Source organism: uncultured Cytophaga sp., from assembly GCF_937863595.1.
GTDB lineage: Bacteria > Bacteroidota > Bacteroidia > Cytophagales > Cytophagaceae > Cytophaga.
This window is the reverse complement of the sequence record NZ_CALMGQ010000128.1, coordinates 1-12514: the sequence shown is the minus strand read 5'-3', so window position 1 is coordinate 12514 and position 12514 is coordinate 1. Positions and strand designations below refer to the sequence as shown.

Annotated in this window: 8 protein-coding genes and 1 pseudogene; 3 read left to right on the top strand and 6 right to left on the bottom strand. The window is 37.1% G+C overall.

All coding sequences use genetic code 11. The annotated features are described in order from the left end of the window. Positions 1 to 98: 98 nt before the first annotated feature. Positions 99 to 3857: a glycosyl hydrolase gene (locus tag Q0543_RS11100; RefSeq protein WP_299252733.1), complete on the top strand. Its 3759-nt coding sequence runs from the start codon at positions 99 to 101 to the stop codon at positions 3855 to 3857. 237 nt (positions 3858 to 4094) lie between these two features. Here the strand turns inward: Q0543_RS11100 and Q0543_RS11095 are convergent, their stop codons facing one another. The 6 genes from Q0543_RS11095 to Q0543_RS11070 all read right to left on the bottom strand — a co-directional run bounded on the left by Q0543_RS11095 (position 4095) and on the right by Q0543_RS11070 (position 9304). Beyond that, a complete protein-coding gene (locus Q0543_RS11095; RefSeq protein ID WP_299252731.1) occupies positions 4095 to 5633 on the bottom strand; it encodes a YifB family Mg chelatase-like AAA ATPase in 1539 nt (512 codons plus the stop codon). Positions 5634 to 5642: 9 nt separating this feature from the next. After that, positions 5643 to 6218, bottom strand: a complete 576-nt coding sequence (gene lpcA, locus Q0543_RS11090) for a D-sedoheptulose 7-phosphate isomerase (RefSeq protein ID WP_299252729.1) — start codon at positions 6216 to 6218, stop codon at positions 5643 to 5645. Positions 6219 to 6329: 111 nt separating this feature from the next. Then, positions 6330 to 6680, bottom strand: coding sequence for a hypothetical protein (locus tag Q0543_RS11085; protein ID WP_299252727.1), 351 nt, complete (start codon positions 6678 to 6680; stop codon positions 6330 to 6332). A 108-nt stretch (positions 6681 to 6788) separates the two neighbouring features. Beyond that, positions 6789 to 7451 (bottom strand): phosphatidylserine decarboxylase family protein, encoded by a 663-nt coding sequence (locus Q0543_RS11080; protein WP_299252724.1) that lies wholly within the window; start codon positions 7449 to 7451, stop codon positions 6789 to 6791. 97 nt (positions 7452 to 7548) lie between these two features. Next, positions 7549 to 8391 carry a phosphatidate cytidylyltransferase gene (locus Q0543_RS11075; protein WP_299252722.1) on the bottom strand — a complete coding sequence of 281 codons (843 nt, stop codon included), beginning with the start codon at positions 8389 to 8391 and terminating at the stop codon, positions 7549 to 7551. After that, positions 8384 to 9304 carry a CPBP family intramembrane glutamic endopeptidase gene (locus Q0543_RS11070; protein WP_299252720.1) on the bottom strand — a complete coding sequence of 307 codons (921 nt, stop codon included), beginning with the start codon at positions 9302 to 9304 and terminating at the stop codon, positions 8384 to 8386. Before Q0543_RS11070 ends, Q0543_RS11075 begins: the two co-directional genes overlap by 8 nt. A 66-nt stretch (positions 9305 to 9370) precedes the next feature. Here Q0543_RS11070 and dusB point away from each other — a divergent pair, with 66 nt between their 5' ends. Beyond that, entirely contained in the window at positions 9371 to 10360 is a 990-nt protein-coding gene (dusB, locus tag Q0543_RS11065) for a tRNA dihydrouridine synthase DusB (RefSeq protein ID WP_299252718.1), read from the top strand. A gap of 844 nt (positions 10361 to 11204) precedes the next feature. Next, positions 11205 to 12514, top strand: a pseudogene (locus tag Q0543_RS11060) (hypothetical protein); the annotation flags it as partial.

Below are 12514 nucleotides of genomic sequence, written 5' to 3'. Positions count from 1 at the left end.
TAAAATTTCAAAGCATATTTATGAATAAATGTATACAAAAGAAGCACTTCAAAAATATTATTTTGGGAGTATGTATGTTCGCAATGTATTTTTTGCACATGGAGAGCTTGATTGCTCAAACATTTGTAACAAGTGTGGAAGCTGAAATAGGTACCCTTGCAGGCGGCTTAACTATTGGCACATCTAAACCAGGGTATTCGGGTACAGGTTATGTGACTAGTATGATAAATTCAGGTGACAATTTGAGTTTTCCAGTTACTGTATCCTCTGCAGGTATTTATAAATTGGTAATTCGTTACAATGGCCCATATGGAGATAAGTTTCAAGATGTCTATGTAAATGGAACCTTTGTTTCAAATTTATCTTTTCCAGCTACTACAGGATATACTGATTTAACAGCCGGGAGCTTACTTTTAAAAGCGGGTGCAAATACCATATCTATCTATAAGAGCTGGGGCTATACTGATTTTGATAAAATTACCTTATATACTGTTCCCTTACATGATTATACAACCGTTGTAGCGGCACCTATTGATCCGGCAGCTACGCCAGAAGCTATTGCGCTTTACAATTATTTAAAATCGAATTACGGAAAGTCTATTATTTCAGGGCAAACAGCCGATTACTATATGACTATTTCGCCTAATGTTGCAAAGAAACCTGTTATTAGAGATTATGATTTTCAGCATTATACCGTAGGCTATCCCTACGCATGGAATAACGCAACGGCAAGTCATACCTTTGGTTGGACAGATAATGGTGCAACAGAAGCTGCGATTAAGTGGTATGATAGTACGTGTCAAAAAGGAATTGTTGCTTTTCAATGGCATTGGTGTTCACCATTTGGAGGGATAGCAGGTACCAATACCTTTGCTCCTGCAAATACTACATTTGATGTTTCTAAAGCAGTAATTACAGGTACTGCAGAGTATACAGCAGTTATTCGAGATATTGATTCGATTGCAACACAATTGAAAAAATTACAAACAGCAGGCGTTCCGGTAATGTGGAGACCATTACACGAGGCAGGCGGCGCTTGGTTTTGGTGGGGAACAAAAGGCTCAGCAGCAGCGCTGGCCTTGTATGATATTATGTATAATAGACTCGTTAATTATCATGGCATACATAATTTAATCTGGCAATGGTCTACACCTGAAGCTAGCTGGTATCCAGGAAATGCGAAAGTAGATATGTTGGGTTACGACTCGTATCCAGGAGCATATAATTATGGGACACAAAAATTAATTTTTGATCAATTGTATGACATCGTTGGCGGGAAAAAAATGTTGGCACTTACTGAAAATGGTCCCATTCCAGATCCCGATGCACTTTTTACGAGTGATGCGAAGTGGTCCTATTTCATGTCTTGGGATGATTTGGCAGCAAAACAAAATTCTCCAGCGCAATTGAGTCTTGTGTACAATCATTCAAAAGTTATTACGTTGGATGAAGTTGCTACTGGTACCAATACAGCACAATTAACTGCAGCAGGACCTACATCATTTTGTGCTGGCGGAAATGTTTTATTAAAAGCAAATGTTGCAAAAGGGTATACCTATAAGTGGTATAAAGATAATGCTGTTATTTCAGGCGCTACCGCATCAACTTATTCTGCTTCACTTTCGGGATCATATAAAGTAGATGTTACTGCTACGGGTGCATGTACAACTACTTCTTCAGCAATCGTTGTAAATACTAGCGGACCTTCAGCAACCATTACAGCTGGCGGACCTTTATCATTTTGTTCGGGTGGAAACGTTACGCTAAATGCAAGCACAGGGACAGGATATGCCTACCAATGGTTAAATGGGGGGACGAATATTTCTGGAGAAACAAGCGCTTCGTATGTGGCCAAAACTACGGGTGTATATTCCGTTAAAGTAACTTCAGGTTCGTGCACGAATACATCTTTAGGTACAACAGTTGCGGTGAATGCCATACCAACAATTCCTGTCATTACGGTGTCTGGAGTATCCACCTTTTGTTCCGGATGGAAAACACAATTAAATGTTACCTACGATCTGGGTTCGACACTTGTATGGTTATTAAATGGCACAACGGCTGCCAATCAATCACAAGTTGTAACAACAGGCGGTAGTTATTCGGTTACATCTACGAAATTGGGATGTAGCGCTACTTCAGCACCAACCGTGATTACTGTAACTCCATTGCCCATACCTACCATCACAGCAGGTAGCGCAACTAGTTTCTGCCAAGGTGGAAGTGTTGTGTTGACTGCAAGTACTGGAACATCGTATCAGTGGTATAATGGAGCAACACTTTTAACAGGAGAAACAACTGCGAAATATACGGCGAACGCAACAGGTAATTACAATGTAAAAGTGTTCAACCCGAATGGATGTGATGCATTATCGGCTTCTACAACTGTTACGGCAAATGCTTTGCCAACAATCATTGGCACATTAAACGTTTGTACAGGTATGGTTACTCAATTAACTGGTTCAGGAACAGCAAATGCTAGCTCACCATGGTCATCTTCAAATACAGCTATTGCAACAGTATCAAATACAGGCGTTGTTACGGGGCAATCTGAAGGCACTTCCATTGTTAAGTATACTAATAATGCTGGCTGCACAGCTATCGCAACAATACTCGTAAATGCTAAACCTACTGCAACAATTACAAAGGGGCCAAATACTGCTTGTCAAGGTATTAATGTATTGTTGACAGCAAGTGCTGGTAAATCGTATAAATGGATGCTTAACGGAACTTCAATTAACGGAGAAACCAATGCAACCTTTAACGCAGGTTCAACGGGACCTTACACTGTTGAAATAACAAATGCTTCGAATTGTAAAGCAACTTCAAGCCCAGTAAACTTCCCAATTGAAAGTCTGGTTCAAACTTCAATCACACCAAGTGGTACGATAGCTATTTGTAATGGGGGAAATGTACTGTTAACAGCAAGCGCTGGTTCTGCTTATAAATGGATGCTTGATGGTGCTGCCATTAAGAATGCAACGAATGCAACCTACACTGCATCGGCAGTTGGTGTATATACGGTTGAAGTAACGAGCGGGACCAATAATTGCAAATCAATTTCTACGCCAACAACTGTAAGATTGGAGCCATCTTTAATGCCTATAATTACTACAACCGGACCAACCACAATTTGTCCAGGGTTAAGTGTTGCAATGTCAGCTAGTACACCCGGCCCTTACCAATGGATGCGCAATGGTACTGCAATAAGTGGGGAAATAAATTCCACCTATACAGCAAATTCTACTGGTTCATATACTGTTGAAGTAAGAAGTGCTGCGAATTGCAAACTTACAGCAATATCAGTAGCTGTTGTAGTTACGAATACCGTTACGTGGTATGCAGATACTGATAAAGATGGGAAAGGAGATCCCAATACAAGCATACAATCATGTACACAACCGGTAGGATATGTTTCAGAAGCAGGTGATGCCTGTCCCTTAGATGCAAATAAAATAAGTCCAGGAAATTGTGGCTGTGGCGTAACAGAAAATAGTTGTTTGGATTGTATAGGTGTTCCAAATGGCACAGCTTCTCTAGATATTTGTAATGTGTGTTCAGGTGGTACAACTGGAATAACTCCGAAAACGTCTCTTGCGCAATGTACGGCAACAGCTACGAAATCTGCATTGGCAACAAATTTAAAAATATATCCCAATCCAACTTCTGATATTTCTACTATTGAATTAATAGGCTCAGAATTTACGGTAACTATATACTCCGCTTCAGGTGTTGAACTTTCACAAAAACAATTTAACGGTAATGCTATAATTGGGAATGATCTTTCTCAAGGCATGTATCTTATACGCATTGAACAAGATGGTAGTGTGGAGTTGAGAAAGTTGATTAAGCAATGATACTAGTTACTAGGCTCTAGTTTCTAGACTAGAGTCTGCTTTACTTACTAGACTTCAGTTTCAATACGATAAAATAAATAAAAATGCAGTGGAGATTCTCTACTGCATTTTTTATAAAATCTTTTTATTAACTATTCAATTTGTTTATATCGCGCTTAGTTGCCTTTTCATTTTCTAGTACCTAAAACCTAGCAACTATTTTCTAGTACCTAGAAACTAGTAACTGGAAACTAAAAGTCATCCTGCCCAATTCTCTCGATCCAAACTTCTATATTGAATCGCTTCCGCTAAATGTTCGGTTAAGATGGTTTCTGAGCCTGCTAAATCGGCAATGGTTCTGGAAACTTTTAAAATGCGGTCGTATGCACGTGCAGATAAACCCAAACGCTCCATTGCTGTTTTCAATAAGGCATTTCCTGCAGAACCTACATTGCAAATATCTTTCACCATTTGCGAGGGCATCATGGCATTGCAATGTACTTCCTCGTATTTTTCAAAGCGTACTGTTTGAATCATGCGTGCTTCAATCACACGTGTGCGTATATGTTCGCTAGTTTCAGTGCGGGTATTCGAAACCATTTCATCAAACTTTACTGGCGTTACCTCAACGTGTAAATCAATGCGATCCAAAAGTGGTCCGCTGATTTTATTTAAATAACGTTGAACAATACCAGGTCCACATACACACTCTTTTTCTGGGTGATTGTAATATCCGCAAGGGCAGGGGTTCATGCTTGCTATTAACATAAAATTAGCTGGGTAGTCGATCGCTATTTTGGCACGGCTAATCGTTACAGTGCGCTCTTCAAGAGGCTGGCGCATAACTTCCAAAACCGCCCGTTTAAATTCCGGCAATTCATCTAAAAACAACACACCATTATGCGCCAGAGATATTTCGCCCGGTTGTGGATAGCTACCACCACCAACAAGAGCAACATCGCTAATGGTGTGATGTGGCGCTCTAAAAGGCCTACGAGTAATTAAGCATGTTTTTGAACCCAACTTTCCGGCAACGGAATGTATTTTAGTCGTTTCTAAAGCTTCCTGTAAAGAAAGGGGAGGAAGGATGGATGACAAACGTTTTGCGAGCATGGTTTTTCCTGCTCCTGGCGGCCCGATCATGATTACGTTGTGTCCACCTGCAGCGGCAATTTCCAATGCTCGTTTGATGTTTTCTTGTCCTTGCACATCGGCAAAATCTGCTTCGTAGATAGCTACTTGCTGAAAAAACTGGCTGCGTGTGTCGATTGTGAGCGGTTCTATGTGCAAGCGGTTTTCAAAAAAATCAATGGCTTCCATAATGTTTGAAACACCAATAACATCTAGGTTATTTACGATGGCTGCTTCTTGTTCATTTTCCTTTGGAAGAATAAAACCCTTGAACCCTTGTTTGCGTGCTTCGATAGCTATAGGAAGAACCCCCTTTATAGGCTTTATGTCTCCATCTAAGGAGAGTTCACCCATGATCATGTATTGATCCAGTCTGTCGCCAGACATTTGCTCAGATGCAGCCAAAATGCCTAATGCAATTGGTAGGTCATAAGCGGATCCTTCTTTCTTAATATCGGCGGGTGCAAGATTCACCACCACCTTTTGGCGGGGCATAAAATAACCGAAGTTTTTAAGGGCAGCATCTACACGCTGTTCACTTTCTTTGATGGCGTTATCGGGTAGGCCAACCATGTAAAATTTATTCCCTTGATTAACGACCGTTTCTATCGTAACCGTAAAAGCATTCACACCGTGAACGGCGCTACCAAAAGTTTTTGCGAGCATAGCTGATTTTTAGAGCATAGATTGCTCAATCAGCAGAATTAGAATGTGAATGATTTTGATATGAACTTCTTGTACACGATCGGCATAACCAACATGCGGTACATTAATACACACATCGGCTAAGGGTAATAATTTACCACCATCCTTACCTGTCAATGCAATTACATACATGCCTTTGTTCTTCGCTTCTTTAACAGCTTCTAATACATTTTCAGAATTACCAGAAGTGCTGATTGCTAAAAGTACATCGCCTTTATTTCCTAAAGCTTCTACATAGCGCGAGAAAATAAATTTGTACCCATAATCATTCGCTACGCAACTTATGTGACTGGAGTCACTAATTGCGATTGCTGGCAACGCTTTTCTATTTTCTCTGTAACGGCCTGTAAGTTCTTCTGCAAAATGCATGGCATCGCAAGAAGAGCCCCCATTACCACAAGAAATTACCTTACCTCCATTTTTTAAGCTTTTAGTGATAAATTCTGCTGCTTTTGAAATGGAAGACTCCTTCGTTTCTTGTTCAATAAAATTACGTAACACAGCTGAAGATTCTTCAAGCTCTGTAAGTATCGTTTGTTCAATCATTATCTTTTCTTTTTCTGCTGGTTGAAGAATTAATAATGCTACAAGTATAAAAAAAAAATGTCAGGTTACCACCTGACATTTTAAAGTTTTAACTTATGTTAATAATAGGAATTAGAAATTAGTATCATCCCAAGCACCCTCTTCTTCTGCATCATCATCACTAAAGTCGTCTTCGAAGTCGTCTTCGTCTTCCGCTTCGTCTAAATCTTCTGGATCGATTTCTTCGATTTCATCCCAATCTTCTACTTCTTCGTCATCGAAGTCGTCTTCGTCAGTATCGTTGTCGAGATCATCATCTTCGTCTTCTTCTTCCTCATCGAGGTCTTCGTCTTTGATTGAGCCTTTAGCTTTGGCTAAGACATCATTTAATGCAATACCGTTAATTCCCGATAATAAATCCTCTAAAGAAATAGTATCTACAACTAACGTTTCATTTTGTAGAGCATCTAAGGTTGTTTTCATATGTGCAACGATTCTTAATTTTTATCAAATCTATAAAATCGAAAAAGAATTTATATAATGTCTTTCGAATTATTTTTTCTTTTTTCGAATAAAGTTTAAAATTCTTGTTTATGAATTAAATTCAGCTATAACAGTTTTACCTCCAACGGTGGTTTGATTTAAGTTCACAAGAACTTTTGCATCCAATGGAATAAATAAATCAACTCGAGATCCAAATTTAATAAATCCAAACTCTTCACCTTGTGTAAGTGTGGATTTATCTCCAAGATACCAAACAATTCTGCGTGCTAAAGCACCAGCGATTTGGCGCATTAATATCTTCTGGTTATTTTTTGTTTGAACCACTGTTGTGGTACGTTCATTCTCTGTACTTGATTTTGGATGCCAAGCCACTAGGAATTTTCCTGGGTGATATTTAAAAAATGTAACAATTCCAGAAACAGGGTTTCTATTACTATGCACGTTGAACGGAGACATGAAAATGGAAATCTGTCTTCTTTTTTCATTGAAATATTCTGTTTCAATAACTTCTTCAATTACGACAACTTTACCATCTGCAGGAGCGATTATTTGATTGTCATTAATTTCGATTGTTCTAGAAGGATTCCGGAAGAATTGCAATACGACAATGAATATTAATACTGAAATCGATAATATAACTTTCTGTAAAATAAAAGATTCTGGTAACGTATATGAAATAAGAATATTTAGTGCTGCTAAAAAAATCGATACGTATAATAATGATCTATATCCTTCTTTATGAATGGTCATGCTCTGTTTTTAGGTTTATACCAGTTACAAATATAATAAAAACAAAACATACGGAACGAATGGTTTTACGATCTATATGAAAATATTTTTTATTGGCTTAGTTTGCAAGATTTAAATACAAATAAATGAAAGGAATGGCGAAAATAAGGGCATCGAAACGATCTAGAAAGCCGCCATGCCCAGGAAGTAATGTGCCAGAATCTTTCACATTTAAGGTTCTCTTAATCATAGATTCCACTAAATCGCCAAGACTACCTGCAATTACAGTAACGATGCATAAGCCAATCCATACGGGAATACTAAAAATACCGATATACGTATACAGTAAATACGTAAAAAGAATTGCAGTTAACAATCCTCCTGCAGATCCTTCCCACGTTTTTTTAGGAGAAATGCGTTCAAATAATTTATGTTTCCCAAAATACTTTCCAGCAAAATAGGCACCTATATCATTTGCCCAAATTAAAAATAAAATCGCATATATGATCTCAAACCTATAAATGGGGAAATTATCTTGTATGTTAAAACCATGATAATCTAAAGGGATTTTGGTAAACAGGCTTAGAGGTAAGGAAATGTAAAGTATGCCGAAAATGGTATATGCAACGCGTGATAGGGGTTGCTCATTTATAGAAAAGAGCTCAACCAGCAAAAGTACCATAAATAGTAAACACGTTGCTGCCAATAATATACCCGTAGATATTGGGAGATATTGTTCGTGTAAAACAAATAATATAAAGATCGCAATGCCACCAATCGTACCTACACTTGCATTCGCACCTATGTTGGATTTTTTTAAAAGTTGATAATATTCATACAAACTGAAAATATTAACTAAAAAGAAAATAGCAATAAAAGAAATATAATTAAACCAAATAGCAAACAGCATAAATGCTGCGCCCAAAATTCCTGTAATTGTGCGTTGAAGTAAATTACTCATGCGAATTGTTTGTAGATGATAATACGTTCTTGTCGTATGTCTTTTTTCTGTTGTATAGTATTGCAATACAAATAACAAGTGTTAAAAATACGAATACATATGGGATTTGTTCGCTTGATTCTGGATTAAAATTACTTAAGCCTTTTTTATATGTTATTAATAATACAAGAGTAAGTGCATTATTTGTAAAATGCATACAAATAGGGACTAAAAGGGAACCTGACCATACATACATGTAACCTAATAATGCTCCTAATAATACTCTTGGGAAAAAGCCTAAGAATTGAAAATGGATAAAGCTAAATACAACTGCCGCAATCCAAATGGATAGGTGTACCTTGCCTGTTTGCTGAATAAGTTCACGTTGGAAAAAGCCTCTAAAGATAATTTCTTCACCTATTGCAGGTACCACGGCTATGGCAAAAAAACTTAATGCAATATCAGCTGGCGTATCTACACGTACAAAAAGCATAGTAAGCTCTGCCGCTAATTTTTCTGTGGATCTTAAGGATGCTTCGAGTGCGCTAAATGCTTCTGGAAGGTGTATGTTTTGATTCATTTCAGCTAAAATTGTAATAGTAGGTAGGCTGAAAAGAAGTGCTGTAATACCCAATAAAACACTTAAGGGTTTAAATGGAATGCGTGTATCTTGAAAAAATGGATTTGCATTCTCTTGTTTGGAAAGCTTCAAATACACCAGTGGTATGAGTATAAAACCTACAATTTTGCCGATCATATCGCTTAAAACAAAAGATTGGAACAAACCTGGTAATGTTTGTAATTTTTCAATTTTTGTATAAGCTTCTATTGGATAGTTGCCAATAATGGGTAACAGCATTAATGTGATGGCTTGAGCAATTACTAAGTAAGCAAATAGTCGTAAACCACTTCCAATGGATTGAATTCCGCGCATTTTATAAGGTCAAATAGTATTGTATGGTATAAAGATGTAAATTTATGGAAAATAATCAGATACCAAGTGGTAAAGATAGGAGATATAGAATTAGGTGAATTTCCGTTGCTGTTAGCACCGATGGAGGATGTGAGTGATCCGCCTTTTCGTGCACTTTGCAAACAGCAAGGAGCTGATATGATGTATACGGAATTTATTGCTGCGGAAGGCTTGATTCGGGATGCTGCAAAGAGTGTTCACAAGCTTGATATATTTGACTATGAACGTCCTATGGGCATTCAGATTTTTGGAGATAAAATTGACGTCATGTGCGATGCCGCTGCCATTGCTGAAGCAGCCGGACCAGAATTGGTAGATATTAACTTTGGCTGTCCGGTCAAAAAAGTCGCTTGTAAGGGCGCTGGTTCGGGAGCCTTATTGGATATTCCCAAAATGGTCAAAATGACCGAGGAGATTGTTAAACGTTGTTCTTTACCCGTTACGGTTAAAACACGATTGGGTTGGGATCACGATTCCATACATATTGTAGATATTGCAAGACGCTTACAAGATGTAGGCATCAAAGCATTGACAATACACGGACGTACGCGTCAACAAATGTATAAAGGTGAAGCTGATTGGTCTTGGATTGCAAAAGTAAAAGATCATCAAGATATTCATATTCCAATTTTTGGAAACGGAGACATTGACTCTCCTGAAAAAGCATTAGAATATAAAAATAGATACGGAGTAGATGGAATTATGATTGGTCGTGCCGCTATTGGTTATCCATGGATTTTTAAAGAAGTGAAACATTTCTTTGCAACAGGCGAAAAGCTGTCGCCGCCCGATATACGCGAACGTGTAGATTTATGTAAAAGACATTTAGCCTTTTCGGTGGAATGGAAAGGACCGAAGGAAGGTATTTTTGAAATGCGCATGCATTACACAAATTATTTCAGAGGGATTGTGAACTTTAAACCTTACCGTCAGCGCTTGGTACTGGCACCAACGTATGAAGAAACGGTAGCAATTTTAGATGAAGTTGCGGATCAGTTGGTGGAAATTAATTTCTAAGGAAGAAAGTACGGAGTACAGAGTACAAAGATAAAAAGAGGAAAGAGGCTTAAATCTCTTTCCTCTTTTGTTTAAATAAAATGCGTTACACCTATTTAAAAACAAAGGTATCTAAATAGGTGTTTCACCTAAAGTGGTCCATTCATATTTTGTTGAAATACTTTTTGTTTTTCCAAAATAGCAACCAACTAATATATTTGGACCTACGTCTACAACCAATCGTTTTTTATTGCTTGTAGTTAAAAAAAACAATAATTACAGTAAAAAGACTGGGTGTAACTTATTCATTTTGTTTGGCTAGAGTTTAATTAATAGTCTTTGCGTTGAAGTCTAGTACCGCGAACCCAAGCTATATTGCAGCAATAATTGTAATTAGGCTCTATATGATTTGCAATATGTAGCTAAAAATAACATCAATCCAATTTTTATTCATTTGGTGTTTCAAAATTAATTTGTATTATCATTCGTTAAGCACTGACCTTGGTAAGGGGCGCATGTTTATAGAAAACACATCCATGCCAAATTTATTACGCGCCATCCCGCAGCGATGGCCAGTACGGCCTTTTTTTATTTTTTTCTATAAATAGAGAACTCCTACCAGAGTCAAACCTCATAGTTATTTATTCACATAAACCCAAATGACTGAATGTAGATTTCCCACTATAAATAATATGGAGCCTAATATAAACACTAAAAAGACATCTGTTAATAGTACTGGTTTATTGGGTAGAAAAGACTCAACTGTTAGGTAAATAAAAATAGTTTATAATTAAGTGTGAAAAATAAATAAAAAAGCTTGGCTATGTGTATCTTGTATACCAATAGTCAAGCTTTTTATTATTTTATGAACCATTTCTTCGCAGTACTTTTTACGCTTAGTTTAATATCAGTTGTTCATGCACAACATGAAACAGACGAGCGTGTAATTGGTTTTAAACTCTTTCTAAAGTTTAACCAAAAAAATCCAAATCTAACAATAGAGTCACCTAACTTTTTTGATCCAAATGTTTGGCATGCAAATGGCGATGACGCTACACATTATGCCAACTCCATTTGTGACACCTCAGGTCGGTTACTTTTTTATTATGATGGAATTAATGTTTATGGAAAGAATAAAAATATACTTGCTAATGGGAGAATTCATTCACGTAATTTTAGTTCGTATTATTATTCAACACTGATAGTTCCAATTGAAGAGGGGAATAGAAGATATTATTATTTGTTTGAAACAATTCCCTATGAAGAAAACTGGGCTACAGCACAAAATGCCTGTGGATCAAGTGTCGCTTGTCCTGAATTTCTTGAATTGTGTAAGCTTCAGTACCATATAATTGATATGGGAATTAGTGGCACACAAGGTGTGATTATAAGTAAAAATAATCTTGTGGCTGACTCTATTGCTAGTACTTTGAGCGGAGTTAAACACCAAAATAATATTGACACTTGGGTTACTGTAATGAAATTTAAGTCCAATAAGATCTATAATTTCAAAGTCAACTCCTGCGCAATTGGTCCACCTGTAATAAGTACCATTCCTGATTTTGAGTATGAAGTTGAACCAATAAATTATTCAAATGTATTTCGGTTTACTTTTGGCTTTCAAATAGTTTATTCAACAAAAGGCGATTACGTTACTTTTAACGGATATAAATTATCCGACCAATTGCCAAAAGGCGATACTATAAGGTATTCTTATTTACACTATGCTAAATTTGACGATGCTACAGGTGTGGTTGACATTAGTAGCCTTAATACCACAGGACCTACTAGCCGCTATCTCAACACTTATACAGTTGGACCTGCGTTGTTCTCCCATGATTCAGGGAAAATATATTATTATTCACAAAAAAAATCCAGTTTTTTTACTCAATTTGACATAAATACGCGAACCTCTGTAGATATGCCTTCTTACAATGCAGTCTTTCAAGTGTCACCCTTGGATTATGGGAAGAATAACGATTTTATTTTGTATAAAGTAAATCCAAATTCGTCTATTGGTGCTTTCCCTTATACTCCACCTTTTTATTATAATGATTATTCTTATTTTACATATTATCAACATTGGTTTTTGCTCGGGGATATAAACAACACATTAGTGATTAATAGTAGTAGTAATAGTAGTAGTAGTAGTAGTAGTAGTAGTAGTAGTAGTAG

Coding starts and splice junctions, on each gene's coding strand:
- Q0543_RS11100 (WP_299252733.1), top strand. CDS start 99: ATGGAGAGCTTGATTGCTCAAACATTTGTAACAAGTGTGGAAGCTGAA.
- Q0543_RS11095 (WP_299252731.1), bottom strand. CDS start 5,633: ATGCTCGCAAAAACTTTTGGTAGCGCCGTTCACGGTGTGAATGCTTTT.
- lpcA (WP_299252729.1), bottom strand. CDS start 6,218: ATGATTGAACAAACGATACTTACAGAGCTTGAAGAATCTTCAGCTGTG.
- Q0543_RS11085 (WP_299252727.1), bottom strand. CDS start 6,680: ATGAAAACAACCTTAGATGCTCTACAAAATGAAACGTTAGTTGTAGAT.
- Q0543_RS11080 (WP_299252724.1), bottom strand. CDS start 7,451: ATGACCATTCATAAAGAAGGATATAGATCATTATTATACGTATCGATT.
- Q0543_RS11075 (WP_299252722.1), bottom strand. CDS start 8,391: ATGAGTAATTTACTTCAACGCACAATTACAGGAATTTTGGGCGCAGCA.
- Q0543_RS11070 (WP_299252720.1), bottom strand. CDS start 9,304: ATGCGCGGAATTCAATCCATTGGAAGTGGTTTACGACTATTTGCTTAC.